General features: G+C 71.4%; 26 protein-coding genes. 14 read left to right on the top strand and 12 right to left on the bottom strand.

What is annotated here, in order from left to right; translation table 11 throughout:
- Window positions 1-104 precede the first annotated feature (104 nt).
- From ACIBJG_RS35140 to ACIBJG_RS35125, 4 genes are all read left to right on the top strand, one after another.
- A complete protein-coding gene (locus ACIBJG_RS35140) occupies window positions 105-1013 on the top strand; it encodes an ABC transporter ATP-binding protein (RefSeq protein ID WP_399313892.1) in 909 nt (302 codons plus the stop codon).
- Complete coding sequence (locus ACIBJG_RS35135) at window positions 1010-1867, top strand: ABC transporter permease (RefSeq protein WP_399313890.1); 858 nt, start codon at window positions 1010-1012, stop codon at window positions 1865-1867. The genes ACIBJG_RS35140 and ACIBJG_RS35135 overlap by 4 nt, the downstream gene beginning before the upstream one ends.
- A complete protein-coding gene (locus ACIBJG_RS35130; protein ID WP_399313889.1) occupies window positions 1864-2001 on the top strand; it encodes a hypothetical protein in 138 nt (45 codons plus the stop codon). The genes ACIBJG_RS35135 and ACIBJG_RS35130 overlap by 4 nt, the downstream gene beginning before the upstream one ends.
- Before the next feature lie 183 nt (window positions 2002-2184).
- Window positions 2185-3561, top strand: a complete 1377-nt coding sequence (locus ACIBJG_RS35125) for an alpha-amylase family protein (protein WP_399313888.1) — start codon at window positions 2185-2187, stop codon at window positions 3559-3561.
- Window positions 3562-3692: 131 nt separating this feature from the next.
- Here ACIBJG_RS35125 and ACIBJG_RS35120 read toward each other — a convergent pair whose 3' ends face one another.
- On the bottom strand, window positions 3693-4622 hold the full coding sequence (locus ACIBJG_RS35120) for an SDR family oxidoreductase (protein ID WP_399313886.1): 930 nt from the start codon (window positions 4620-4622) through the stop codon (window positions 3693-3695).
- 130 nt (window positions 4623-4752) lie between these two features.
- Here ACIBJG_RS35120 and ACIBJG_RS35115 point away from each other — a divergent pair, with 130 nt between their 5' ends.
- Window positions 4753-5325, top strand: coding sequence for a TetR/AcrR family transcriptional regulator (locus ACIBJG_RS35115; protein WP_399313884.1), 573 nt, complete (start codon window positions 4753-4755; stop codon window positions 5323-5325).
- A gap of 137 nt (window positions 5326-5462) precedes the next feature.
- On the opposite strand, the gene ACIBJG_RS35110 is transcribed toward ACIBJG_RS35115, so the two are convergent.
- Entirely contained in the window at window positions 5463-7298 is a 1836-nt protein-coding gene (locus tag ACIBJG_RS35110; protein ID WP_399313882.1) for a coagulation factor 5/8 type domain-containing protein, read from the bottom strand.
- Window positions 7299-7578: 280 nt separating this feature from the next.
- Between ACIBJG_RS35110 and ACIBJG_RS35105 the strand changes: the two genes are divergently transcribed.
- Window positions 7579-8226, top strand: a complete 648-nt coding sequence (locus tag ACIBJG_RS35105) for a class I SAM-dependent DNA methyltransferase (protein WP_399313880.1) — start codon at window positions 7579-7581, stop codon at window positions 8224-8226.
- 55 nt (window positions 8227-8281) lie between these two features.
- Here ACIBJG_RS35105 and ACIBJG_RS35100 read toward each other — a convergent pair whose 3' ends face one another.
- Together ACIBJG_RS35100 and ACIBJG_RS35095 are read right to left on the bottom strand one after the other, a co-directional pair.
- Window positions 8282-8839, bottom strand: coding sequence for a TetR/AcrR family transcriptional regulator (locus ACIBJG_RS35100; protein WP_399313878.1), 558 nt, complete (start codon window positions 8837-8839; stop codon window positions 8282-8284).
- A gap of 24 nt (window positions 8840-8863) precedes the next feature.
- Window positions 8864-9442, bottom strand: a complete 579-nt coding sequence (locus ACIBJG_RS35095) for a sugar O-acetyltransferase (protein ID WP_399313876.1) — start codon at window positions 9440-9442, stop codon at window positions 8864-8866.
- Window positions 9443-9519: 77 nt separating this feature from the next.
- Here ACIBJG_RS35095 and ACIBJG_RS35090 point away from each other — a divergent pair, with 77 nt between their 5' ends.
- Window positions 9520-10722: an MFS transporter gene (locus tag ACIBJG_RS35090; RefSeq protein WP_399313874.1), complete on the top strand. Its 1203-nt coding sequence runs from the start codon at window positions 9520-9522 to the stop codon at window positions 10720-10722.
- Here the strand turns inward: ACIBJG_RS35090 and thrS are convergent.
- From thrS to ACIBJG_RS35075, 3 genes are all read right to left on the bottom strand, one after another.
- Entirely contained in the window at window positions 10719-12023 is a 1305-nt protein-coding gene (gene thrS, locus ACIBJG_RS35085) for a threonine--tRNA ligase (RefSeq protein WP_399313962.1), read from the bottom strand. The two genes, ACIBJG_RS35090 and thrS, sit on opposite strands and share 4 nt — an antisense overlap.
- A 120-nt stretch (window positions 12024-12143) precedes the next feature.
- Window positions 12144-12872: a class F sortase gene (locus ACIBJG_RS35080; protein ID WP_399313872.1), complete on the bottom strand. Its 729-nt coding sequence runs from the start codon at window positions 12870-12872 to the stop codon at window positions 12144-12146.
- Window positions 12873-13039: 167 nt separating this feature from the next.
- On the bottom strand, window positions 13040-13807 hold the full coding sequence (locus ACIBJG_RS35075) for a hypothetical protein (RefSeq protein ID WP_399313871.1): 768 nt from the start codon (window positions 13805-13807) through the stop codon (window positions 13040-13042).
- A gap of 392 nt (window positions 13808-14199) precedes the next feature.
- On the opposite strand from ACIBJG_RS35075, the gene ACIBJG_RS35070 reads away from it, so the two are divergent.
- On the top strand, window positions 14200-16215 hold the full coding sequence (locus ACIBJG_RS35070; protein WP_399313868.1) for a GTP-binding protein: 2016 nt from the start codon (window positions 14200-14202) through the stop codon (window positions 16213-16215).
- 7 nt (window positions 16216-16222) lie between these two features.
- Here the strand turns inward: ACIBJG_RS35070 and ACIBJG_RS35065 are convergent, their stop codons facing one another.
- Together ACIBJG_RS35065 and ACIBJG_RS35060 are read right to left on the bottom strand one after the other, a co-directional pair.
- On the bottom strand, window positions 16223-17062 hold the full coding sequence (locus ACIBJG_RS35065) for a transglutaminase-like domain-containing protein (RefSeq protein ID WP_399313867.1): 840 nt from the start codon (window positions 17060-17062) through the stop codon (window positions 16223-16225).
- Between the two features lie 2 nt (window positions 17063-17064).
- Complete coding sequence (locus ACIBJG_RS35060) at window positions 17065-18066, bottom strand: GNAT family N-acetyltransferase (RefSeq protein WP_399313865.1); 1002 nt, start codon at window positions 18064-18066, stop codon at window positions 17065-17067.
- A gap of 117 nt (window positions 18067-18183) precedes the next feature.
- On the opposite strand from ACIBJG_RS35060, the gene fdxA reads away from it, so the two are divergent.
- Together fdxA and dapC are read left to right on the top strand one after the other, a co-directional pair.
- Window positions 18184-18504, top strand: coding sequence for a ferredoxin (gene fdxA, locus ACIBJG_RS35055; RefSeq protein ID WP_018956287.1), 321 nt, complete (start codon window positions 18184-18186; stop codon window positions 18502-18504).
- A gap of 128 nt (window positions 18505-18632) precedes the next feature.
- Window positions 18633-19727, top strand: coding sequence for a succinyldiaminopimelate transaminase (dapC, locus tag ACIBJG_RS35050; RefSeq protein WP_399313862.1), 1095 nt, complete (start codon window positions 18633-18635; stop codon window positions 19725-19727).
- A 137-nt stretch (window positions 19728-19864) separates the two neighbouring features.
- On the opposite strand, the gene ACIBJG_RS35045 is transcribed toward dapC, so the two are convergent.
- Together ACIBJG_RS35045 and ACIBJG_RS35040 are read right to left on the bottom strand one after the other, a co-directional pair.
- Entirely contained in the window at window positions 19865-20284 is a 420-nt protein-coding gene (locus tag ACIBJG_RS35045; RefSeq protein WP_399313860.1) for an ATP-binding protein, read from the bottom strand.
- A 287-nt stretch (window positions 20285-20571) separates the two neighbouring features.
- Complete coding sequence (locus tag ACIBJG_RS35040) at window positions 20572-21522, bottom strand: hypothetical protein (protein WP_399313858.1); 951 nt, start codon at window positions 21520-21522, stop codon at window positions 20572-20574.
- Between the two features lie 113 nt (window positions 21523-21635).
- Between ACIBJG_RS35040 and dapE the strand changes: the two genes are divergently transcribed.
- Window positions 21636-22715, top strand: coding sequence for a succinyl-diaminopimelate desuccinylase (gene dapE / locus ACIBJG_RS35035; RefSeq protein ID WP_399313857.1), 1080 nt, complete (start codon window positions 21636-21638; stop codon window positions 22713-22715).
- A 96-nt stretch (window positions 22716-22811) separates the two neighbouring features.
- A complete protein-coding gene (locus tag ACIBJG_RS35030; RefSeq protein ID WP_399313856.1) occupies window positions 22812-23597 on the top strand; it encodes a TIGR00730 family Rossman fold protein in 786 nt (261 codons plus the stop codon).
- Between the two features lie 101 nt (window positions 23598-23698).
- Here ACIBJG_RS35030 and folP read toward each other — a convergent pair whose 3' ends face one another.
- Window positions 23699-24571 carry a dihydropteroate synthase gene (gene folP, locus ACIBJG_RS35025; protein ID WP_327708994.1) on the bottom strand — a complete coding sequence of 291 codons (873 nt, stop codon included), beginning with the start codon at window positions 24569-24571 and terminating at the stop codon, window positions 23699-23701.
- 120 nt (window positions 24572-24691) lie between these two features.
- Between folP and ACIBJG_RS35020 the strand changes: the two genes are divergently transcribed.
- Entirely contained in the window at window positions 24692-25108 is a 417-nt protein-coding gene (locus ACIBJG_RS35020) for a hypothetical protein (protein ID WP_399313855.1), read from the top strand.
- Complete coding sequence (locus ACIBJG_RS35015) at window positions 25105-25695, top strand: DNA-3-methyladenine glycosylase I (protein WP_399313853.1); 591 nt, start codon at window positions 25105-25107, stop codon at window positions 25693-25695. Before ACIBJG_RS35020 ends, ACIBJG_RS35015 begins: the two co-directional genes overlap by 4 nt.
- The last annotated feature ends 90 nt before the right edge of the window (window positions 25696-25785 follow it).

Below are 25785 nucleotides of genomic sequence, written 5' to 3'. Positions count from 1 at the left end.
CCGGCATCGGACCACGGTCGTACAACCGGGGTCGACACCGGGCCGGACAGGTGTCACCGCCGGTCCGACGACGAACGGGTGCTGCGGGCAGGACAGTTGACGGCGTGATCGAAGTCAACGGACTGACCAAGCGATACGGCGCCGCCACCGCCGTCAAGGACCTCACGTTCACCGTACGGCCGGGTGAGGTCACCGGCTTCCTCGGACCCAACGGGGCCGGCAAGACCACCACTCTGCGCATGCTGCTGGGCCTGGTTGAGCCGACCGCCGGAACCGCCACCCTGCAAGGCCGGCCGTTCCGCGACCACCCGCGCGGACTGCGGCACGTCGGCGCCCTCCTCGACGCGGGTGACGTGCACGGCGGCCGTACCGCCCGCGCCCACCTCGCGATGCTGGCCCGCAGCAACGGCATTCCGCGCGCCCGGGTCGACGAACTGCTCCAGGACGTGGGCCTCGCGGGAGCGGCCCGCCGCCGCATCGGCGGCTTCTCCCTCGGGATGCGCCAGCGCCTCGGCATAGCCACCGCGCTGCTCGGCGACCCGCCGGTGCTGCTCTTCGACGAACCGCTCAACGGCCTCGACCCGGAAGGCGTGCTGTGGGTGCGCGGGCTGTTCCGCCGGCTCGCCGCCGAGGGCCGCACCGTGTTCGTCTCCAGCCACCTGATGACGGAGATGGAGCACACCGCCGACCGGCTCGTCGTCATCGGTCGCGGCGAACTCATCGCGGCCGAGAGCCTGACCGCGTTCGCCGCCCGGAGCACCCGCCTGAGTGTGGCCGTAGGCACCTTCGACCCCGCCGTCCTGGCCACGCTCCTCACCGCCGAGGGGGCCGAGGTGGTCCGGGACGGCGACCGGCTCACGGTCACCGGGATCACAGCCGTCCGTATCGGTGAGCTCGCCCTGAACCACCGTGTCCCGCTCCACGAACTCACCACGCTCGGCGCTTCGCTGGAGGAGGCGTTCATGGAACTCACCGCGGACAGCGTCGAATACCTCGCAGGAGACCCCCGATGACCACGGCACAGGCCACGACCGCGCCCCCCGCCCGCGTGACCGACGACGAACCCCGCGCCCGCTTCGGCAATCTGCTGGTCGCCGAGTGGCTCAAGACGTGGTCACTGCGTTCCACCTCCTGGATGTACGCGATCACCGCGCTGGCCGTCATCGCGTTCAACGCCGGCACGGCCTACGACCACTACAAGTACTGGTACCAGTACGGCGAGCGCGGCCGCGAGGCCTTCATCGCCAACGGCTCGCCGCTCATGGACGCCTTCACCGGGAACGCAGCCATGGTGCTGGTGCTGGCCGTCGCCGCGATCGGCGCCGTGTCGATCACCGGGGAGCACGGGACAGGCCTGATCCGTACCACGTTCACCGCCGTCCCGGCCCGCCGCTCGGTGATGGCCGCCAAGGCGCTTGTCCTCACCGCGGTCACCACCGTCTTCGGCATACTCGTCGCCCTGGCCTCGTTCGTCTCGACGCAGGCGATCCTCTCCGGCCGGGACGCCTCGGTCTCCCTCTCCCACCCCGGCGCCCTGCGCCTCGTCGTGGCCTCCGCGCTGCTCGCACCGGTGGCCGCCCTCGCGGGCCTGGCGATCGGCGCGGTGATCCGTCACACCGGAGGGTCCGTCATCGGATGCGTGGTGGTGCTGCTCCTGCTTCCGATGGTGCTCAGCGACCGCCGCCATCTGACGGCGGTGCTCCAGCACACGATGCCCTTCAGTGCGTGGGAGCGGCTGTCGGCCTCGGACCTCCACGCGTCCGTCCTCTACCCGTGGACGGTCGCCGGGGCCTGGACGGTCTACGCTCTCTGGGCGCTGCTGGCGGGTGCGGTGGCGGTGGTCGCGGTGCACCGCAGGGACCAGTGACGCGTTCCCAACCCGCCTACCCCGCGTCCGTCCTCTACCCGTGGACGGTCGCCGGGGCCTGGACGGTCTACGCTCTCTGGGCGCTGCTGGCGGGTGCGGTGGCGGTGGTCGCGGTGCACCGCAGGGACCAGTGACGCGTTCCCAACCCGCCTACCCCGCAACATATTTCAGAAACCTGCTGGAAAATCTTGCGACACCTCTTGACGTGTTCACCGCCGTGACGGCAGTCTCCGAACTCCCCCCATGGTGGCCAGGCGCGTGGCTGCCCACGCCGGGTTCGGACCCCATATCCGTACCCGCGAACGAAGGAGCCGCAATTGAGTTCCCGTGCCGCTCGCGCGACACTGGCCGGTCTGCTCGCAGCCGCCGGTATCACCGCCCTCGCCCCCTGGACCTCCCAGGCGACCCCGCCGGGCGAGAAGACCGTCACCGCGACCCTGTTCGAGTGGAAGTACGACGCGGTGGCCCAGGCCTGCACGGACTCGCTGGGTCCGGCCGGCTACGGCTACGTCGAGGTCTCGCCCGCTTCCGAGCACATCCAGGGCGACCAGTGGTGGACCTCGTACCAGCCGGTCAGCTACAAGATCGCCGGGCGTCTCGGTGACCGCGACGCCTTCGCCTCGATGGTGGAGAGCTGCCACTCGGCCGGGGTGAAGGTGGTCGCCGACGCCGTCATCAACCATATGTCGTCCGGCTCCGGTACGGGGACGGGCGGCACGGCCTACACGAAGTACGACTACCCCGGGTACTTCCAGGACCAGGACTTCCACGGCTGCCGCAAGGACATCAGCAACTACGGCGACCGCAACGACGTCCAGACCTGCGAACTGGTCGGCCTGGCCGACCTCGACACCGGTAGCGACGCCGTCCGTACGACGATCGCCGCCTACCTCTCCGACCTGCGCGGTCTCGGGGTCGACGGTTTCCGCATCGACGCCGCCAAACACATGGCCGCCGTCGACATCGCCGCGATCAAGGGCAAGATGGCCGACCCGGGCTTCTGGGTCACCGAGGTCATCTACGGGGGCGGCGAGGCCGTTCAACCCGACGAGTACACGGGCGTGGGTGACGTCGACGAGTTCCGGTACGGAGGGCATCTCAAGAGCGGCTTCCAGGGCGGCGGCATCACCGGCCTGAAGAACATCGCGGACGGCAAGCTGGCCGGCGGCAGCGCCCGTACGTTCGTCGACAACTGGGACACCGAGCGCAACGGCTCCACGCTGATGTACAAGGACGGCGCGGCCTACACCCTGGCCAACGTCTTCATGCTCGCCTCGCCCTACGGCTCCCCGAACGTCTTCTCCGGCTACGAGTGGTCGGACAAGGACGCGGGCCCGCCGAACGGTGGCGCGGCCGCGTGCGGCAGCGGCGGCTGGACCTGCACGCACGCGCAGACGGCGATCACCGGCATGGTCGGGTTCCACAACGCGACCGAGGGGGCGGAGTTGACCGACTGGTGGGACAACGGCTCGTCCGCCATCGCCTTCGGCCGTGGCGACAAGGGCTTCGTGGCCATCAACAACGGCGACGGCGAGCTCCAGCAGACGTTCACCACGTCGTTGCCCGCAGGCACCTACTGCAACGTGGCGCTGGCCTCCCCGGATGCCTGCGACGGCAACACGGTGCAGGTCGGCGACGACGGTACGGTCACGGCGACCGTCCCGGCGAAGGGTGCGCTGGCACTGCACGGCTGACCTTGCGGCCCGGGGAAGCGCCTCCGGCTCCGGAGGTGCTTCCCCTTGTGGGCGGGCGGTCGGGCGGTCGCGCGGTCAGGCCCTCCCGCGGTCGGGCGGTCGGGCTGCCAGGCCCTCCCGCGGTCACACCATCAGGCGGACGGGGCGTCGAAGTAGTGCCCCTTGTCGAGGTCCTCGATCAGCCCCGGGTGCGTCGGCTGCCACCCGAACGCGGCGCGGGTCAGGGCGCTGGAGGACGGCCCGTCCACACCCACGATGCCGCCCAGCCAGCCGAAGTGCGCGTCCGCGTCCTCGGGGGAGACGGAGGCGACGGGGAGGCCGAGCCGGTGCCCGATGGCGTCGGCGACGGCGCGGATCGGGACACCCTCCTCGCCGACCGCGTGCAGCGTCGATCCCGCGGGGGCGGACTCCAGCGCGAGCCGGACGAGGTGGGCGGCGTCGGCGCGGTGCACGGCCGGCCAGCGGTTGGAGCCGTCGCCGATGTAGCCGGAGACGCCCTTGTCGCGGGCAATGCCGACCAGGGCCGCCATGAAGCCGTGGTCCCCCTCGCCGTGCACCGTCGGGGGGAAGCGCACGACGGACGAGCGGACGCTCCGCGAGGCGAGGCCGGTGGTCAGCAGGGCCGTGGCCAACCGCGCCCGCGCGGCCTCGAACGGCGTCGGCCAGTCGGCGCTCTGCCCGTCCTCCTCGGTGGCGATACGGCCCGGGGCGAGACCGAGAGTCCCGGAGGCGATGACGAACGGCTTGCCCGAATCCGCGAGTGCCTCGCCGAAGGTCTCGACGGCCCGGCGGTCCGCGGTGGCGGCGTCCTGGAAGTTCCCCGAGAAGGCGATGTCGTGCTTGAACGCGAGGTGGATCACGCCCTCCGCCTCGGCGGCCGCGTCACGAAGGGTGTCGAGGTCGTCCAGCTCCCCGCGCCGTACCTCGGCACCCGCGGCGGCGAGCGCCTCGGCCGAGGCGTCCGAGCGGGCAAGTCCGACGACTTGGTGGCCCGCGTCGATGAGCTCGGGGACGACGGCGGAACCGATCCAGCCGGACGCGCCGGTCATGAATACACGCATGGGAATCCTCCAGAGTGGGTCGGCCGTCCGGGCGTCCCGCCACAAGCAGCCGGATCCGGACAGTCAATGTCAGCAACTGACATCACCCTACAACTGATGTCGGTCACTGTCATCACATAGAATCGGCGGCATGAGTCGATGGGAGCCGAACGCGCGGGGCCGGCTGGAGCAGGCCGCAATGGATCTCTACGGCGAGCGCGGATACGAGCAGACGACCGTGACCGAGATCGCCGCACGGGCGGGGCTCACCGAGCGGACGTTCTTCCGGCACTACGCCGACAAGCGCGAGGTCCTGTTCGCGGGGTCCGCCTCGCTCCAAGAGCTCCTCGTGAACGCCCTCGCCGAGGCGCCCGCGAGCGCGTCGCCGATCGAGGCGGTGGCCGCGGCACTCCACGCCGCCGCAGGCGTGTTCGACGAGCGCCGCGAGCAGTCCCGGCTGCGCCAGAAGGTCATCTCGGCCAACGCGGAACTGCGGGAACGCGAGCTGATCAAGCTCGCCTCGCTGGCCGCCGCGCTCGGCGAGTCCCTGCGGGCGCGCGGCGTCTCGGAACCGGCTGCGAGTCTGGCGGCCGAGGCGGGGATCGCCGTCTTCAAGGTCGCGTTCGAACGCTGGATCGCCGGGACCGACGAGCGGACCATGGGCGCGTTCATCCAGGAGTCCCTCGACGAGCTCAAGACCATGGCGGCGGACAGCCGGGCCTGACAGCGGGAGGCCGACCCTGGTGGCAGCGGACAGAGGGGTCTGGCAGCGGACAGTCGGCCCTGTAGCGGACAGTCGGCCTGACAGCGGTGCGCCCCGTCATTCCATGACGGGGCGCACCGTGTTGGGGACGGGAGCTGCTAAGGGAACGACACCACCTGCGACGGCACGGTGTCCGTCCCCGAGGTGGGTGATCCGGTGTCGTTGATCACGTGTTCGTACTGGCCCTGGCCGCCGAGGGAGACGACGAGCAGGTCGTGGAACTTCACGCCTGGTTTCACCGGGGCCTGGAAGCCGTGGTCCTGGCGGATGGTGGGGTCGACGTTGAAGTAGCAGTAGCTGCCCAGTCCCCAGCCTTCGTGGGTGGTGACGGAGTCGTCGACCTTGTAGGCCGCGTATCCCTTGATGTCACCGTTCTGGATGGCGGCCTGGTTCGGGGCGTCGTACGCCTTCTCGTTCTGGAAGAAGATCGTCTTGCCGTTCTCCCCGGACCAGCGGACGTCGTACTTGTTGAAGTGCTCGACGAACAGCCCGGTCGCCAGGACGTTGTCGCCGTTGACCTGGAGGCCGTAGTCGGCCCGGTTGGTCTCCCAGCCGACACCCTCGCCGTGGTCGGCGCGCCACAGCCAGGTGTGGTCGACGATCGTGTCGTTGCTGTTGATGACCATGCCGGTGGTGGCCTTGCCCGCTCCCGCGCCACCGACCCGCACGAACACGTCCTGGAGCGAGGTCGGGTTGCCCGCGTGGCTCGCGGACGCGCCCTCGGGGCCGACCTCGATCAGGGTGTCGGAGTTGGTGGGACCGGCGTCGACGAGGAGTCCGGCGAGCTTCACGCCGTCCACGTCACCGACCTTGATCGCCGTGACCCCGTTGTCCGGGATGATCGTCGCGAGACCCAGGCCGAGCGCGACCGTGTCGGCGCGGTCGATGTTGATCGTCTGGTCCACGTGGTAGACGCCGGGCGTGAACAGCAGGTGCAGGCCCTGCTGCACGGCCGCGTTGATGGTCTCCGCGGTCGCGCCGGGCTTCACCACGTAGAACTGGTCCAGCGGGATGGACTCGCCCTGCGGTGTGCCGTTGCCCCATGAAGTGCCGCGCGCGTTGGTGCGCTTGGCCGGGACGAAGACCTTGTAGTCGTCACCGTCCAGGTAGAGGAACGGCTTCTCGCGGGAGACCGGGGTGGTGTCCAGGGTGGTGTACGGCGGCTCGGGGAAGCTCTGGGCGGGTGCCCCCTCGACGCCGGAGAACGTCATGTTCCAGACGCCGTTGCCCCAGCCGCCGACCGAGCTGTCCCGGGTGTACCACTGCTGCTGCGAGTACGGGCCGACCTGGCCGTCGATCTTGCTGTCGGCGATGTACCCGCCGCTCGCCCAGCCGTACCCGTCGGGCGCCAGGTTCAGTCCGCCCTTGACGTGCATCCGGCGGAAGGGGGCTGCCTGGGAGACGGCCCAACGGTCGGTGCCGTTCACCGGGTTGAGCGCGAGGTTCTCGGCCGAGCGCCAGAAGTTCTGGGTGGCGTTGCCGTTGAACCAGCCCGCGTCGACGGTCACGTCGCCGTTGAACGTGGTGTCGTCCGGGTTCAGGCCGAGGCCGGCGATCTGGGTGTAGAAGCCGATCTGCGCGTTGATGTTGTCGTACGTGCCCGGCTTGAACATCAGCGCGTAGCGGCCGGTGCCGAACTGGGCCGACTCCTGCTGCTTGAACACCTCGTCGACCTTGGCCTGGATGCCGGGAGTCGACGGGTCGAACACCATCACGTTCGGTCCGAGATCGCCGCCGCCCTCGATGGCCTGCGCGTCCTCGCCGAAGGCGGTCTGTGCTGTGGGGACGGCCATGAGCAGCGATACGGCGAACGCCGCGAACCCGAATGTGCGGCTCCGGCGCCTGCGGCGGGAGGCGGTGGGGGCTTCCGCGGGGCGAATCGCGGGGAGAGCTGTGAGGGGAGTTGTGGGGGGTTCCGTGGGGGGAACATGCATGGGTTACGTCTCCAGGGTCGTGGTTCGGGATGGCACGACGAGCTTGTGGGGAAGCTGTTGAGAGCGCTCTCTGACGGGAGTTGATGGTTCCGCCGCTACCCGGATGCCGTCAAGAGGTGTGCAACAGGAGCCTCAATGGATCTCTCTGTGCGCAACAATTAACAGCAGGAGAACGGCAATTGACCCGGTCTGCGATCAGTTCGAGGTGCACTTGGGTTCAGAGGATGACGCGGGTGGCCGCAGGAGTCGCAGGGCTTCTCGGCCGCTAGGGTCGTGCGGTGTGACACCCATACCCACGCTGCCCGCGACCCGCGACTACTACGACACCGTGGCCGAGGACTATGCGGAACGGGTGCGACTTCCCTTCGCGCGGGACGCGCTGGGGCGCGCGATGCTCGGCGCGTTCGCCGAGGAGGTACGGGCCGACGGAGGGCTGCCCGTGGCCGATCTCGGGTGCGGGCCGGGGCACGTGGCCGCGCACCTGGAGTCGCTCGGCCTCCGCGTCCGTGGTGTGGACGTGTCGCCTCGCATGGTGGACATCGCCCGTCGCCGCCATCCGGACCTGCGGTTCGAGGTGGGGTCGATGGACGCGCTCGGGTTCCCGGACGGCGGGCTCGGCGGCATCGTCGCCTGGTGGTCGATCCTGCACACGCCGCCGGATCTGCTGCCGCTGCTCTTCACCGAGTTCCGGCGCGTCCTGGCGCCCGGTGGCCGGCTGCTGCTGGGGTTCCACGCCGGGGGCGGGCAGCCCTACACCGGGCAGAAGCGTGCGAACGGGGTGGCGTACGCCATCCACCTGCTCGACCCCGGCCGGGTCGGCGCTCAGCTGGCAGAGGCCGGGTTCACCGTCACCGCGAACCTGCTGGGCGAGGGGGAGAAGTGGCCCCAGGCGTGCGTGTTCGCGCGAGCGGGCGCATCACAGGAGTGACCTGGCCGGCACCTTGGTCAGGTGGGGTGCCGGCCAGGGGTCTTGGGGGTGCGCGTCAGGAACGCGCGCCGGGAGCCCGGGTGATGCGGGCGATCGCCTCGACGGTCAGGGCCCGGTCGTGGGGCTCCGTCTCCAGGGCGCGGTGGATGGACAGGCCCTCGATCAGCGCGTCGAGCTGGCGGGCCGTCGCCGGGTCGAAGTGCCACTCCAGGGCGACGCGGCTGCGGCGCATCCACTCCCGGGTCAGCTCGCGGTAGGCGGGCTTGCGGGCGGCGAGGGTGTACAGCTCATGCGTGAGGACGAGCTCGCGCTGGTTGCCGCCGGACAGGTGGTGGACCAGGTCGGCGACCGCCTCACGCGCCTCGTCGGGCGTGGTGGCGGAACCGAGACGCTCCTCGAAGACGGCGACGATGCTGCTGGAGAAGCGGATGAACGCCTCCCGCAGCAGCTCGTCCATGCCGCCGAAGTGGTACGTCATCGAGCCGAGCGGCACACCGGCACGGGCGGCGACCTTGCGGTGCGAGGTCCCGGCGACCCCCTCCTCCGCGATCAGGTCGAGCGCGGCGGCGATGATGCGCTCCCGCCGCTCGGGGTCGTTCTGTCCGGTCGCCACAGTGCTTCCTTCTGCAGGGAGGTTCTAGATCGAGCGGATCACCCGGGCCGGGTTGCCGACCGCGACCACGTTGGCGGGGACGTCCTTGGTCACGACGGCTCCCGCGCCGATGACGCTGTTGTCCCCGATGGTCACCCCGGCCAGCACGATCGCGCCGCCGCCCAGCCAGACATTGTCGCCGATCGTGATCGGCCGCGCCGCCTCCAGCTTGTCCCGGCGCGGCTCGGGCTCCACCGGATGGGTGGGCGTGAGCAGTTGGACGTTCGGCCCGATCTGGCAGTCGCGGCCGATGGTGATCGGGGCCACGTCCAGGGCGGTGAGGTTGTAGTTGATGAACGTGTCCTCGCCGACCGTGATGTACGAGCCGTAGTCCACGTACAGCGGCGGCCGGATGTGCGCACCGGCGCCGACACCGCCCAGGAGTTCGGCGACGACGGGCTGTGCGGCGTCGGGGTCGTCGGTGTAGGCCGCCAGATACCGTGCGGCCAGCCGCACGGCCCGCCGCTGGGCCTCCACGATCGCGGGGTCGTCGGCGACGTAGAGGTCACCGGCGAGCATCCGCTCATGGTTCGTACGCGGGTCTCCCGCGAAGTGGTCCGTCATGGGTACGACCGTACACTCTGGGGGCGTACGATCGTACGCTCCTGCTGAATTCACCCCCCGACTTCCGAGGCCCTCTCATGGATGCCGCAACCCGCCGCCGGCGTGCCGCCCTGTTCCTCTTCATGCTCGCCGCCGGAACCGGCATGGCCTCCTGGGTGGCACGCACCCCGGCCGTCAGGGATGGACTCGACGTGTCCACCGGCGCGATGGGGATGGTGCTCTTCGGGCTGTCCACCGGTTCGATGGCCGGTGTGACCGCGTCCGGGCCGCTCGTACGCCGTTACGGAGCCCGGGCCGCCATCGCCTTCGGTGCGGCGCTGGTCGTCGCCGGACTGCTGGTCGTCGCGGCGGGCACGGGCCTGGCGCTCGCGGGCGGGGTCTTCTGCGGACTGGCCCTGTTCGGCGGCGGGATGGGGCTGGCCGAGGTCGCGTTCAACATCGAGGGCGCGGACGTGGAGCGGGTCATCGGCCGGCCCGTCCTGCCGGTGCTGCACGGCTGCTTCAGCATGGGCACCGTGATCGGGGCACTGCTGGGCATGGCGCTGACCGCGGCCGCGTTCCCCGTCGGATGGCATCTCACGGCCGTCGCGGTGCTCGTCGCCACCGCCGCGGTCGTGGCCGTCCGCGCGATTCCGCACGGCACGGGTAAGGAGGCGGCCGATACCGCCCGAGCGGGCGGGTGGCGCGGCCAGGTCGAAGTGTGGCGGGACCGGCGACTCGTCCTCATCGGGGTGATCGTGCTGGCCATGGCCTTCGCGGAGGGGGCCGCGAACGACTGGCTGCCGCTGCTCATGGTGGACGGCTACGAGGTGAGCGCCACCGCCGGCTCGCTGACCTTCCTGGTCTTCGCCTCCTCGATGACGTTCGGCCGCTTCGCCGGCGGCCCCCTCCTGGAGCGCTTCGGCCCAGTCAAGGTCGTCCGGATCAGCGCGGTCCTTGCCGCGCTGGGCCTCGTGGTGGTGATCGTCTCGCCGAGCCCGGCGGTGGCGGGCGCCGCCACGGTGCTGTGGGGGCTGGGTGCCTCGCTCGGATTCCCGGTCACCGTGTCCGCGGCGGGCGACCACCCGCACGACGCGGCGGCACGGGTCGCCGCGGTCTCCACCGCGGGCTATGTCGCCTTCCTCGTCGGCCCGCCCGCCCTCGGCTTCCTCGCCGACCACGTCGGGCTCAGGCTCACGATGACCGTCGTCCTCGTCCTGCTGATCGTCGCCTCCACCCTGACCGGAGCGCTCGGCGCCGGCCGGCATGCCGGAGCCGAGGCGGAGCCCGTAACGGGTTAAGCGGTCTCCCACAAGTCGGTGCTGTGCGCCGCGACCAGAGCCCCGATCCGCTCCAGCACCTCCGGGGCCGGCAGCGGATCGAGGCGGCGGCCGTCCCGCAGACGCAGGGCCACCAGGTCGTCGGCCGCCTCAGCGGCGCCGACGACCGCCTGGTACGGCACCAGCCGGGCCGCCCGGATCCTGGCCCCCAGGCTGCCGCGCTCCCGGCCGCTGACCTCCGCGCGCAGCCCGAGCGCGAGGCAACGCCGGGCGAGGGCCTCGGCGTTCGGCAGTTCGTCGTCCGAGACCGGCAGGATCACCAGCTGGACCGGGGAGAGCCAGGCGGGGAACGCACCGCCGTGCTGCTCGACGAGATGGGCCACGGCCCGCTCCACGCTGCCGATGATGCTGCGGTGCACCATGACCGGCCGGTGCTTCGCCCCGTCCGCGCCGATGTAGTGCAGATCGAACCGTTCCGGCTGGTGGAAGTCGACCTGGACGGTCGACAGGGTCGACTCCCGGCCCGCCGCGTCGGCGACCTGGACGTCGATCTTCGGCCCGTAGAACGCGGCCTCGCCCTCGACCGCCTCGTACGGCAGCCCCGATGCGTCGAGGACCTCGGTCAGCAGGGCGGTCGAGCGCTGCCACATCCCGGGCGCGGCGACGTACTTCCCGCCAGGCCCCGGCAGGGAGAGCCGGAATCGGGCCGGGCGGAGGCCCAGTGCCTCGTACGCCCGCCGGATCATGCCCAGCGCGGCCCGCGCCTCCCCGGCGACCTGGTCCAGGGTGCAGAAGATGTGGGCGTCGTTCAGCTGGATGGCCCGCACTCGGGTCAGCCCGCCGAGCACGCCGGACAGCTCGGAGCGGTACATGCCGCCCAGCTCGGCCATCCGCAGCGGCAGTTCGCGGTAACTGTGCGAGCGGGAGCGGTAGATGACCGCGTGGTGCGGGCACAGGCTCGGCCGCAGCACGACCTGTTCGCCGCCCAGGTCCATCGGCGGGAACATGTCGTCGCTGTAGTGCGACCAGTGCCCCGAGATCTCGTACAGCTCCCGTTTGCCAAGCGCCGGTGAGTACACGTGCCGGTAGCCCGCCAGCCGCTCGGCGGTGCGGATGTACTCCTCCAGGGTGTGCCGCAGCGCCGCGCCGTCCGGCAGCCAGTAGGGGAGCCCCGCGCCGATCAGCGGGTCGGTGTCGAACAGCTCCAGCTCGCGGCCGAGTCTGCGGTGGTCGTGCATGGCGGTCTCCTCGCGTACGAAGGGCGAGTGACCGCAAGCAGAAGCCCCGGGGCACTCGCCCCGGGGCTTCGGACTGGTCAGCAGTCAGCGCGCCGGGACACTCTCCGGCGTCGTCGTCATCGCAGCGCGCTTCTTCATGCGGGGGACGCTAGCAGCGGCCGCCTGCTCGTCGCACGGGGTTTTCCGCCGGGGGAGCACGGCGGCTCAGCCCTTCTTGGCCGAGTCGAGGTGCGCGAACACGACCACGTTGTCCTCGTAGTCCTTGGCCTTCTTGTCGTAGTTGCCGCCGCACGTGATCAGCCGCAACCGGGCGTCCGGGGTGTCGGCGTAGACCCGCTTGTCGGGGAACTTCGCCTTGCTGAACGTCTCGACGGTGTCGACCTTGAACGTGGCCACCGTGCCGTCCGTACGCGTGATGTCGACCGTCGATCCGGGCTGCAGGAACCGCAGCTGGAGGAAGACGGCCGGGCCGGTCTTCGTGTCGACGTGGCCTGCCACGATCGCCGCGCCGCGCTCGCCGGGCGTCACGCCGCCCTTGAACCAGCCGACCAGGTTCGTGTCGTTCGGGGGAGGGGCGTCCAGCCGGCCCGAGGCCCCGATCGACAGCGGGGTGAAGGGGGCGTCCACGGCGATGGCGGGGATCTTGAGCCGGGTCGGCACGGAGCGGGACAGGGCCGGCGCGGCGGGGGAGGGGGAGGGGGAGGCCTGACGGGGGACCGCGGCGGCCGCTGAGGAGGCGGGGGCCGGAGCGGCGGGCGCAGCCGCGGCGAGCGGGGCGGGTGGCTTGTCGTCGGCCGAGGGGGCGATGGAGTTGTAGATCAGGAGCATGCCGAGCCCGGCCACTGCGGCGGGCCAGAGCAGGGCGCGGCCGAGCGTGACGGTGTCGGAGGCAGTCCGGGAGGAGGAGGAACCGGGCGACTGCGGGGCGGCCATGGGAACGTGCCTTTCGTCCGTGCGGGGCGGTGCGGTGCGGTGGTGGCGCGGGACGGGGCCCGGACGGGCCCGGGCCGTGTCCCCAGGGGAAAACGAAGGCGCCGCGGCCGCCGTCCGGAGGGACGGCGGCCGCGACAGCGAAGCGACCGGATCGCGATGCGGCCGGGTCAGGCCATCGCGCCACCCGTCGCCTGACGGCGGCGCACCTTGTACGCGCCGACGCCGACACCACCGAGGAGCAGCAGCGAGCCGGCCGCCAGGCCGCCGCCGGTCATGGCCATCGCGCCACCGCCGGTGTGCATACCGCCGCTGGGCTTGTCCTTCTTCCAGCCCTCGTCGCTCTTCTCGGTCTTCGTCGACTTGTCGCTCTTGTCGGTCTTCCCGGCCTCGTCGCTGCCCGGCTGCCATTCCTTGGCGACGGTCATCGACATGGCGCCGCCACCGGCGTGCATGCCGCCGCTGGGCTTCTCCTCGCCCTTGTACTTGCCGCCCTCTTCGTCGTTACCGGGCTGCCATTCCTTGGCGACCGTCGACGACAGCGCGCCGCCGCCGGTGTGGACGCCGCCGCTGGGCTTCTCCTTCTTCCAGTCGGAGTTGCCGCCGCCGTCGTCCTTGCCGGGCTGCCATTCCTTGGCGACCGTCATCGACAGCGCACCGCCGCCGGTGTGGACTCCACCGTGGGGCTTGTCCTTCTTCCAGCCCTCGTCGTCCGACTTGCCGTGCTCGTCGCCGGCGACCGTCTTGGCGAGGGCGCCGCCGCCGGTGTGGACGCCGCCGTTCGGCTTGTCCTTCTTCCAGCCGCCGTCCTCGCTGCTGGAGGACGAACCGCTGTCGTGCTCCCAGTCGCCGGTGGTCAGGGCGTACGCCGAGGGAGCGGTGATCGTGAGGACCGCCGTGGCGGCGGCCGTAGCGAACAGTGTGCGGGCAGAGCGCATCTGAACACTTTCCTTTCGTCGCGACTGCGAAGGGTGACGGACCGTCGACCCAGAGTGGCGCAGTGGCTACGTGATCCACCGTCAGCCCGGAGTTCGGAGCGCGCCATCGGGGAGCCCCGCATTGGAGCTACGGCGTGGGCTCATCGAGTGGCGAAAAGCGGATAGTCACCCGTTGGGCGGCACGGCGCGCCGGGGAGAGGTTTGGGAGCCGCGTTCGCTGACGGCGTCTCACCGAGGGGCAGTGCTCATGGCGCCGGTAAACAGGTTGCACCGTCGGCCCGCCCGCTGTTGTACTCGCCGCATCAGCCGACAGCACCAGGAGAAATCGATGCGCCGATCTCACATGTTCGTCTCGACGGGAATTCACCCCACCGCTGAGAACATGGAGTTCTGTGCACACGCTGAATCTTGGAATTCTGGCGCATGTCGACGCCGGTAAGACGAGCCTGACCGAGCGGCTGCTCCACACCGCCGGAATCATCGACGAGATCGGCCGCGTCGACGACGGGAACACACAGACCGATTCCCTTGCGCTCGAACGGCAGCGCGGCATCACGATCAAGTCCGCGGTCGTCTCGTTCGCCCTCGACGACGTCACCGTCAATCTGATCGACACACCCGGCCACCCGGACTTCATCGCCGAGGTGGAACGGGTCCTGAGCGTGCTCGACGGCGCGGTGCTGGTCGTCTCCGCCGTGGAAGGCGTGCAGGCCCAGACCCGCGTACTGATGCGCACGCTCCAGCGCCTGCGCATCCCCACGCTCGTCTTCGTGAACAAGACGGACCGGGCCGGAGCCCGGTATGCGCCGGTGCTGCGCGAGATCGCGGAGAAGCTCACGCCGCACGCGGTCGCGATGGGACCGGCCGTCACCGGCCTCGGCACCCGCGAGGCCCGCGGTGTGGCGTACGCCGACGGCGACCCCCGGCTCACGGGCCCGCTCACCGAGCTGCTCACCCAGCACGACGACGCCCTGCTGGCCGCCTACGTCGAGGGCGAAGCCGAACTCGCCCCCGCCCGGCTCCGCGCGGAACTGGCGGCGCAGACCCGTCGGGCACTGGTGCACCCCGTGTACTTCGGCTCGGCCGTCACCGGCGCCGGCGTCAGCGCACTGACCGAGGGGATCAAGGAGCTGCTTCCCGCGGCCGGGGGCGACGCGGACGGGCCGGTCTCCGGCACCGTCTTCAAGGTCGAACGCGGCCGGGCCGGTGAGAAGCTCGCCTGGGCCCGGATGTTCTCCGGAACCGTACGCACCCGCGACCGACTGGCGTTCGGGCAGGGCCCCGGCGCTGCGTCCGAAGGCAAGGTGACCGGCATCCGGGTCTTCGCCGACGGCGCGGACGCCGACGCGGCATCGGCGGGGCCGGGGCGGATCGTGAAGCTCAGGGGCCTCGGAGACATCCGGATCGGCGATGCGGTCGGCGACACCCGTGCGGCGGCCGCCGGGCACCACTTCGCACCGCCGACGCTGGAATCCGTGGTGGTACCCGCCCCGCCCGCCTCCCGGGGCGAACTGCATTTCGCACTCGCGCAACTCGCTGAGCAGGATCCGCTGATCAATCTGCGGCAGGACGACATCCGTAAGGAAGTCTCCGTATCGCTCTACGGAGAAGTGCAGAAGGAAGTCATCCAGGCGACGCTCGCCGACGCATTCGGAATCGACGTCACCTTTCGCGGAACCACGACCATCTGCCTGGAGAAACCGTCCGGAACCGGAGCCGCTTTCGAGATCATCGACAAGGACGACAATCCCTTCCTCGCGACGGTCGGACTGCGCGTCGATCCCGCCCCGCCCGGCAGCGGTGTCTCCTACGGGCTGGAGGTCGAGCTCGGCTCGATGCCGTACTCCCTGATGAGAGCCGTCGAGGAGACCGTCGTCGAAACGCTCGGACAGGGCCTGTACGGCTGGCGCGTCACCGACTGCACGGTGACGATGACGCACTCCGGCTACTGGCCCCGCCAGAGCCACTCGCACGCCGTCTTCGACAAGGCCATGTCGAGTACGGCCGGGGACTTCCGCAATCTGACCCCGCTGGTCCTGATGGCCGCGCTCCGCCGGGCCGGCACCACGGTGTACGAGCCGATGCACCGCTTCCGGGCGGAGCTCCCCGCCGACACGCTCGGGCCGCTCCTCCCGGTCCTCGCCCGCCTGCGGGCCGTCCCGGGCCCCCCGTCCGTCGACGGCGCCCGCTGCGTACTGGAGGGCGAGATCCCGGCCGCCCGGGTGCATGAACTCCAGCAGCGGCTCCCGGGGCTGACCCGGGGCGAAGGGATGCTGGAGACCGCCTTCGACACCCACCGCCCCGTCACCGGCACCGCTCCGCAGCGCTCCCGTACGGACAGCAACCCGCTCGACCGGAAGGAGTACCTGCTGCACACCGTGAGGCGGGCCGGCGGCGAACCGGACTGAGACGCTGTCAGTTCAGCATCGCCCGGGCCGCCCGCGCACTCCCGCGCACCGCCTCCGCCGTGGCCGGATCGACGTCGGCGAGCACCTGCGCGTACTCCTCCATCTCCGCCGCCCCGCGCAGGAACTCCCCGCCCCGGACCAGCAGCTGGGCCCGCTCGTAGCGCAGCCTGGCCGGGTGCGACGGGAGGAGCAGGGACAGCTCCACCGCCCACAGCGCCACGTCGTTGCGTTCCGGGCGGGCCGCCGCCCACGCCCGGATGTTGTTCAGGATCCGCAGCACGATCTCCAGCGGCCGGGCCGGCACCAGCATCGACGCCTCCAGCGGCTGCCCGGTCGCGCCCGCCACCAGGAGTTCCGCGTCCTGGCCCGTCAGCGGCCGCCCACCGGCGAACGGATCGGCCAGCACCCGCTCCGCCGGATCCCCGAAACCGACCACGAAGTGGCCGGGCAGCGCCACCCCGTACACGGGAGCACCCGCCCGCCGCGCCACCTCGATCCACACCACCGACAAGAGGATCGGCAGCCCGCGCCTCCGCCGCAGCACCTCGTGCAGCAGCGACGACTCCAGCCGCTGGTAGTCCGCCGACGAGCCCTCGAACCCGCACCGCTCACCGAGCAGTTCGGCCAGCGCCGAGGCCCAGGCACGGCCGCCGCGCAGCCCGTACGGCAGCAGACCCGCGAGCCGGTCCAGCTCGATCTGGGCCGCGTCCATGCCCTCTCCGCCTGGTGAGGCGCCGGCCTGCGCACCCAGCAACAGGCAGAGCAGCGCCAGATCCGGCCGCTCCGCCCGTGCCTCCTCGGCGAACCGGCGGCGCAGCTCGTCGCTGTCGTTCCTCTCGGGAGCCATCCCTAGGCCGCCCGGAAGTGGTGGTACAGGTGGTGCGTCGCGAAGCCCATCCCGTCGTACAGCGCCCGGGCGCCGTCGTTGGCCGCCTCCACCTGGAGCCATGCGGCCGATGCGCCCTCATCCATCGCCTGCCGGGCCAGCGCCGTCATCACGAGGGTGGCGAGCCCCTGCCTGCGGTGCTCCGGAGCCACCTCGACGGCCATGAAGCCGGCCCACCGGCCGTCCACGACACACCGTCCGATCGCGGCGGGTGCCTCGTCCCCCGCCTCGCCCGGCACGGTCGCGAACCACACCGAGGGGCCGCCGCTCAGCACCGCGGACACCTGCGGGCCCGGCGTCCCGACGCGCTGGTAGCGGGCCAGCCAGGAGGAGTCCACCGCGCGGCTCAGCCGCACCCGCGACACCTCGGCCGCCAGATCACCGATCGGGGCCAGGGCGGCGATCCGCACCTCCGCGGTCACCTCACGCCGCCACCCGTACCCCTCCAACGCCGCGCACAGTTCCTCCTGCGCCCCCTCGGCGCCGGTCGCGGTCTGGATGTACGCGGGCAGACCCCGGTCGGCGTACCACTGGCTGACCCGCCCGAGCGCCGCGTCGAGCGGCGCGCCCGGATCGCCGAGCGGAAGCACGGAGTTGGCCCGCCGGGTGAAACCACCGGAGGCGCGCAGCTGCCAGTCGCCCAGTGGTTCGCTCTCCACGGGCTGCCAGGCGCGCGCGCAGACCCGGGCGAGTTCGGCGAAGGAGGCCGCGGGTCCGCGCCGGCGGGCCGGGGCGGGCGGCACGACCTTGCCCGCCACCAGGGCCGATTCCGCGATCCGGACTGACTCGCCGCTCTTCGGTGTGACAGAGAGCACACCGGCGTTCCAGGATGTGAGAACACCGACCGTGTCGGTGAATTTCGGACCCTGGGGGCCGTCCTCGGTCAGGCGCCGGACTGATACCCGTTTGCCCACGTCAGCCGGTGCAATTCGGACCTCCAGCCGTCCGCCCATGGTGAATTCCACAGCTCTGTCCGCCCCTCCTGTTCGGATCGTGCCCGGGAACGGAGATACTAGGTGCGGGCATCGACGACGCCGCGCTCCCGCGCGAGAGCCAACGCCCTACCGAGGAGGAACGACAGCGTGACCTACGTCATCGCGCAGCCTTGTGTCGACGTAAAGGACAAGGCCTGCATCGAAGAGTGCCCCGTCGACTGTATCTATGAGGGTCAGCGGTCCTTGTACATCCACCCGGACGAGTGCGTCGACTGTGGAGCCTGCGAGCCGGTCTGTCCGGTCGAGGCGATCTTCTACGAGGACGACACCCCGGAGGAGTGGAAGGACTACTACAAGGCGAACGTCGAGTTCTTCGACGACCTCGGGTCGCCGGGTGGTGCCTCCAAGCTGGGTCTGATCGAGCGCGACCACGCGTTCATCGCCGCGCTGCCGCCGCAGAACCAGTAGCAGCGTCCCGGCATGTGCGTCGCCCCGGTCCCGTACGGCTCGTCACCGTGCGGGACCGAGGTGTTTCCCCGGCAGTCTCCGCGTCGCCGTGCCACCCGCGTGAACTTCGTACGAGAAAGCAGAGATCCGTGTCCGCAGTCTCCTCCCGCCTCCCGGTCTTCCCCTGGGACAGGCTCGCGCCCTACAAGTCGACGGCCGAGAGTCACCCGGACGGCATCGTGGACCTGTCCGTCGGCACGCCCGTCGACCCGGTGCCCGAGCTGATCCAGCAGGCGCTCGTCGCCGCCGCGGACAGCCCCGGCTATCCGACGGTGTGGGGGACGGCCGCGCTGCGTGACGCGCTCACCGGCTGGGTGGAGCGCCGCCTGGGCGCGGTCTCGGTGACGCACGAGAACGTGCTGCCCGTCGTCGGCTCCAAGGAGCTGGTGGCCTGGCTGCCGACCCAGCTCGGCCTCGGCGCCGGCGACACGGTCGCCTACCCGCGGCTCGCCTACCCGACGTACGAGGTCGGCGCCCGGCTCTGCGGCGCCGAGCCGGTCGCGTACGACGACCCGACCGACCTCGACCCGGCTGGACTGAAGCTGCTCTGGCTCAACTCACCGTCCAACCCGACCGGCAAGGTGCTCTCCAAGGACGAGCTGACCCGGATCGTCGCCTGGGCGCGCGAGCACGACGTGCTGGTCTTCAGCGACGAGTGCTACCTGGAGCTGGGCTGGGAGGCCGAACCGGTCTCCGTGCTCCACCCGGACGTCTGCGGCGGTACGTACGAGGGCATCGTCGCCGTCCACTCGCTCTCCAAGCGCTCCAACCTCGCCGGCTACCGCGCCGCCTTCATCGCGGGCGACGCGGCCGTGCTGAGCGAGCTGCTGCTGATCCGCAAGCACGGCGGGATGATGACGCCGGCCCCCGTCCAGGCGGCGACCGTCGCGGCGCTCGGCGACGACCGCCACGTGGCCGCGCAGCGCACCCGGTACGCGGACAGGCGCACGGCCCTGCGCACCGCCCTGGAGGCCCACGGCTTCCGCATCGAGCACAGCGAGGCGAGCCTCTACCTGTGGGCGACCCGCGACGAGCCCTGCTGGGACACCGTGGCGTACCTGGCGGGGCTGGGCATCCTGGTGGCGCCCGGGGACTTCTACGGGCCGGCGGGCGACCACTTCGTGCGCGTGGCGTTCACGGCGACCGACGAACGCGTGGCGGCCGCGGTCAAGCGACTGGGCTGAGCCCGGAGTACCGACGAACGCGTGGCGGCCGCGGTCAAGCGACTGGGCTGAGCCCGGAGTACCGACAGACGCGGGGGGGGCGCGGGGGGGGCCCCCCCCCCCGCCCCCCCCGCGTCTGTGTGCGGGTGTGGTGCGGATCAGCCGATCGGCAGGCCCTGGGTGGGCAGACCGCCGAGGTTGCCGGTGGGCAGGCCGCCCTTGGTCACGGCACCGGTCGCGTCACCGAGGGTGTCGGACGCGCCGCCCTTGGCGGTCTTGCTGACGCCCTTCGCCGCGGGTGCGGCCTTGGCGCCCGTCTCGCCGAGGGTCTTGGCCGCCACCGGCAGGGTCGTCCCGACGACCTTGCCGCCGGCCTTGCCCGCGGTGTCGGTGGCCGGCTTGGCCGCGTCGACCGCCTGGCCGAGCCCGGCGCCCTCGACGGTGGTGAGGCCGCCGAGCTCCGGGGCCTGCGGGAGCTCCGCGGCACCTGCGGCACCGGCCGCACCGACCACGGGGGCCGCACCCGCCGCGATCAGCAGCGCGGTGCGGGCGATCCGACGGGTCAGGGGGAGGGACATGATGCTCCTTCGACGGGGTGGGAAATCCTGGTGTCCGTGGGTCGGACGCCATGACAACCGCCGTGGGGGAGGGAGAGGTTGCGGTGTGCCGGGGTAAAGATCGGGTAACGCGTCACATAATCCTCAAGGGAGGAACCCGGGCGGACAACGCAGGGGGCGACCCCTTGCTGAACCGTCACTTCCCTTTGGCCGCAAGGAAATGGGCGCGTACGGAAGCGGCTCCCGGGATGCCTGGCGGAGCCCGGACCGGGAAGGCGCGGACCCCCCTGCGCGAGTGACAGGTCGCACTACTGTGCGAGGTGCATGCGGACCGCGGTGGTGCCCGATTCCTTCCGCTCCGTCCGCCAGCCCGACCCGGAGTCCCACTTCTTGCCGGCGTAGGAGACCTCGTCGATACCGAGCGCCTCGGACTGGGCGACCGCCCAGTGCGCGAGTTCCCAGCCGCGCCGAGGAGCGCCGCCCTCGGCGGCCCTGCGGGTCGCCTGCACCGGCACCGAGAGCGTGCCCGCGGTGGGACCAGCGGCCGGGGCCCCGGTGTCCGCCCCGTCCGTCGCCTCGTCGGAAGGCAGCACGTCCTTGCCGAAGGAGCGCACCAGCGCGGCCCGGACCTTCGTCATCTCGCCCGTCCCGGCCGTGCTCCGCGGCGGATCGCAGTTCAGGGCCGCCGGCGCCCGGCCGGTCAGCGCGGCGGCCAGCAGCGTGGCATCCGGCTCGTGCTTCGCGTACGCCTGCGGGAAGCCACTGCGCTGGACCCGCTGCGCGGCCACGGTGAGCGGCAGCCGCGAGTAGCCGGGCACCTCGGCCAGGTGCTGGTAGAACTTCCCGGCCGAGTAGGCCGGGTCCAGGATCTGCTTCGCGGTACCCCAGCCCTGCGAGGGGCGCTGCTGGAAGAGGCCCAGCGAGTCCCGGTCGCCGTGCTCGATGTTGCGCAGCCCGGACTCCTGCAACGCCGTCGCCAGCGCGATCGTCACCGCACGCTCCGGCATGCCGCGCGTGGTGCCGACGGCGGAGATCGTCGCGGCGTTCGCCGCCTGCTCCGAGGTCAGCCGGTAGGTGCGCCCCTCGCCCACCGAACCGTCGGCCGACTGCACGGTGCACTGGTCGGAGCCCTTGCTGCCCGTGACGTACTGCACGGTCAGATAACCGGCCACCGCCACGAGCACGGCGAAGGCCGCCGTGATCCGCAGACGGCGGCTGCGGGCGGTGTGTCGGCGGGCAGGGGCAACGGTCCGGGGCACGGGGCCCACCGTACGCGAGGCACGTGCCTGCCCGGGGTCCCCTGTCGTTCGCGCGGAGCGCGGGCGTAGGGACGCCCGCGGGGGGCTACCGGACAGGCACTAGGGTCGTGGCCATGGCCGAAAGCACGCTTGACCTCACACTGGACGGGCCCGCGCTCACCGCGTGGCTCGTCGACTTCCCCTCGGTCAGCGGGGAGGAGAAGGACCTCGCCGATGCCATCGAGTCGGCGCTGCGGACCCTTCCGCACCTGACCGTCGACCGGCACGGCAACAACGTCGTGGCCAGGACGAACCTGGGCCGCAGCGAGCGCGTCGTACTGGCCGGTCACATCGACACCGTGCCGATCGCCGGCAACGTGCCCTCGCGCCTCGACGCGGACGGCCTGCTGTGGGGCTGCGGGAGCTCCGACATGAAGTCGGGCGTCGCCGTCCAGTTGAAGATCGCCGCGACCGTGCCCGAGCCCAACCGCGACCTCACCTTCGTCTTCTACGACAACGAAGAGGTCGCCGCCGACCTCAACGGCCTCGGACACATCGCCGCCGCTCACCCCGACTGGCTGACGGCCGACTTCGCCGTCCTTCTGGAGGGCTCCAACGGGGAGGTCGAGGGCGGCTGCCAGGGCACGCTGCGCGTCTTCCTCCGTACCGAGGGCGAGCGGGCGCACTCTGCCCGCAGCTGGATGGGGTCCAACGCCATCCACGCCGCCGCCCCGGTCCTCGAAAGGCTCGCCGCCTACGAACCGCGCAAGCCGGTGATCGACGGCCTGGAGTACCACGAGGGGCTCAACGCCGTACGGATCGAGGGCGGCGTCGCCAACAACGTCATCCCGGACGCCTGCACGGTCGTCGTCAACTACCGCTACGCCCCGGACATCGGCCCCGAGGAGGCCCTGGCCCACGTCCACGAGGTCTTCGCCGACTGCGGCGTCGCCGAATTCATCGTCGACGACCACTCCGGCGCGGCCATGCCGGGCCTGTCCCACCCCGCGGCCAAGGCCTTCATGGAGGCGGTCGGCGGCACCGCCAGGCCCAAGTTCGGCTGGACGGACGTGTCCCGCTTCGGCTCGCTCGGCGTCCCCGCGGTGAACTATGGCCCCGGCGACCCGATCCTCGCGCACAAGCGAAACGAGCACGTGCGGACCGACCGGATCACCCACTGCGAGGACCGGCTCCGCTCCTGGCTCACGAGCTGACCTCGGCTGTTCCCCCGTCCGTAACCTCCGGGGATCTACGCTGGCCTGAGACGGAGCGCCGCAGGGCGGCTCCGACGTCGGCGTAGGGAGCAGGTCATGGGCAACCCGGAGGACGCGAGGATCCCTGAGGGCGCGGAGATCCCCGAGGGAGCGGTCAGGCCCGAGGAACAGCGACTCGGCCCGGTGCTGCGCCGCAGGGACCAGGTGCAGCCCGGCACGACGGATCAGCGGCTGCTGGATTCCGAGGGCGACTCCGAGTGGGTGCACACCGACCCGTGGCGGGTCATGCGCATCCAGTCGGAGTTCGTCGAGGGCTTCGGCGCACTCGCCGAACTGCCGAGCGCCATCAGTGTCTTCGGATCCGCCCGCACACCGGCCGGTACGCCGGAGTACGAAGCGGGTGTACGCATCGGCCGGGCGCTCGTCGAGGCGGGCTTCGCGGTGATCACCGGGGGTGGCCCCGGAGCGATGGAGGCGGCGAACAAGGGGGCGCGGGAGGCGAACGGCGTCTCGGTCGGCCTCGGCATCGAGCTGCCGTTCGAATCGGGCCTCAACCCGCACGTCGACATCGGCGTCAACTTCCGCTACTTCTTCGTCCGCAAGACGATGTTCGTGAAGTACGCCCAGGGCTTCGTCGTGCTGCCCGGTGGCCTCGGCACCCTGGACGAGCTCTTCGAGGCGCTCACCCTGGTCCAGACGGGCAAGGTCACCCGCTTCCCGATCGTTCTGTTCGGTACGGAGTACTGGGGCGGCCTCGTGGACTGGCTGCGCGACACGGTGGTGGCCCAGGGCAAGGCGTCGTCGAAGGACCTGCTGCTGTTCCACGTCACGGACGACGTCGACGAGGCGGTGAACCTGGTGACGAAGGAGGTCGGGCGGTAAATATCAGCTTCGCCCAGCTTGCCTTTCAGCCCCTCCGGCGTTTGAGGAGCGGGGTTCCGGGGCTGGCGGAGCCCCGCCGGGCTACGCCAGGCCCCGCCGGGCTACGCCAGGCCCCGCCGGGCAACCGCCGGCGCGCGGTGCCCGGCGATGGACGCCACCATGTCCAGCACATCCCGCGTCTCCGCCACTTCGTGCACCCGGTACACCCGCGCCCCCAGCCACGCGGACACCGCGGTCGTCGCCAGCGTGCCGAGCAGCCGCTCCTTCACCGGACGGTCGAGCGTCTCGCCGACGAAGTCCTTGTTGGAGAGCGAGACCAGCACCGGCCATCCCGTCTCCGCCATCTCGCCGAGCCGGCGCGTCGCCTCCAGCGAGTGCCGGGTGTTCTTCCCGAAGTCATGACCGGGGTCGATCATGATCCCGTCCGGCCGGACCCCCAGTTCCACGGCCCGCTCGGCCAGCCCCACGGTCACCCGCAGGATGTCGGCCATCACGTCCTCGTACCCGGCCCGGTGCGGCCGGGTACGAGGCTCGGCGCCGCCCGCGTGGGTGCAGACCAGACCGGCCCCGTACCGCGCGGCGACCTCCGCCAGCTTCGGGTCGACCCCGCCCCAAGCGTCGTTCAACAGGTCGGCACCGGCCTCGCAGACGGCCTCCCCGACGTCGTGACGCCAGGTGTCGACACTGATCACCACGTCCGGGTGGCGGCGGCGCACCTCGGCGACGAACCCCACGGTGCGACGGGCCTCCTCCTCGGCGGTGACCTCCTCGCCGGGGCCCGCCTTCACTCCGCCGATGTCGATGATCGCGGCGCCGTCGGCCACCGCCTGCTCGACCCGGGAGAGGGCGGGCTCGTCGTGGAAGGTGGCGCCCTGGTCGTAGAAGGAGTCCGGCGTGCGGTTCACGATCGCCATGATCACCGGCTCGTGGGCACCGAATTCGCGCCGCCCCAGCCTGAGCGCACCGCTTCGCATCCCGTGTCTCTCCTTTGAATCCACCCAGCAGAACGCCCACCGGAGCCGACTGCGACCCTAACTGTCAGTCCCTCATGGCACGATCGGACCCGGACGAATTCCGCTCCCGGGGAGATACGCGTGTTCTGGTTCTTGCTGCTCGCGATGGTGGTGGTGGTTGCCGCGGTCACCCTCGCGGTGGTCGGCGGAGGGAAGAGTGCCATCCTGCAGGACGTGGCGCCCGAGCAGCTGACGGATCCGCTGCCCGCGACGCGCCCGGTCGGCCGGGCGGATGTCGAGGCGCTCCGGCTGCCCGTAGCCGCGCGGGGTTACCGGATGGCCGATGTGGACGACGCGCTGGGCCGTCTCGGTGCCGAGCTCGCGGAGCGCGACGCGCGGATCGCCGAGCTGGAGTCGGCGCTCGCCGGCGCCCAGGCCACGAGAGCCGGCCGTCCCGATCTCCTGAAGCAGCCCGAGGACCGCCCACAAGCGCCCTGGGAGGCGCCGGAAGCGCAGGGTGAGGGTCACCCGCACCCCGAGGAGGAGACCGGACGATGAGCGGTGACGCAGTAGCGGCGGCGGACGGCGGACTGCGCTGCCCGTGGGGCCTGTCCACCGAGGACTACCTCATCTACCACGACACCGAATGGGGCCGCCCGGTCCACGGTGACGACGCCCTCTTCGAGCGGCTGTGCCTGGAGGCGTTCCAGTCCGGGCTGTCCTGGCTGACGATCCTGCGCCGCCGGGAAGGCTTCCGCAGCGCGTTCGCCGGGTTCAGCATCCCGAAGGTGGCGGCGTTCACCGACGTGGACCGGGAGCGGCTGCTCGCCGACGCGGGCATCATCCGCAACCGGGCGAAGGTCGACGCCACCCTCGCCAACGCCCAGGTGCTGGCCGGCTGGCAGGACGGCGAGCTGGACCAACTGATCTGGTCGTACGCCCCCGATCCGGTGAGCCGTCCCGCCCCGCGCGTCCTCGGGGACGTGGCGGCGGTCACCGCGGAGTCCACCGCCCTGTCGAAGGACCTCAAGAAGCGCGGGCTGCGGTTCATCGGTCCGACCACGGCCTACGCCCTGATGCAGGCGTGCGGCCTGGTCGACGACCACCTCGCCGACTGCGTGTCCCGCGGCGGCGCCGCCGCCTAGGGCGTGTTTCGAAAGTCCCGCCTGCCGGGCGGCGTCTGGCACTTCCCCGAGCTCTCGGCTTCGCTCGAGCAGGGGAGACCCCATTGCTCG

The sequence above is a fragment of the Streptomyces sp. NPDC050422 genome (assembly GCF_044458665.1).
Taxonomy (GTDB): Bacteria; Actinomycetota; Actinomycetes; order Streptomycetales; family Streptomycetaceae; genus Streptomyces.
This window is presented reverse-complemented; position numbering and strand designations above follow the sequence as displayed.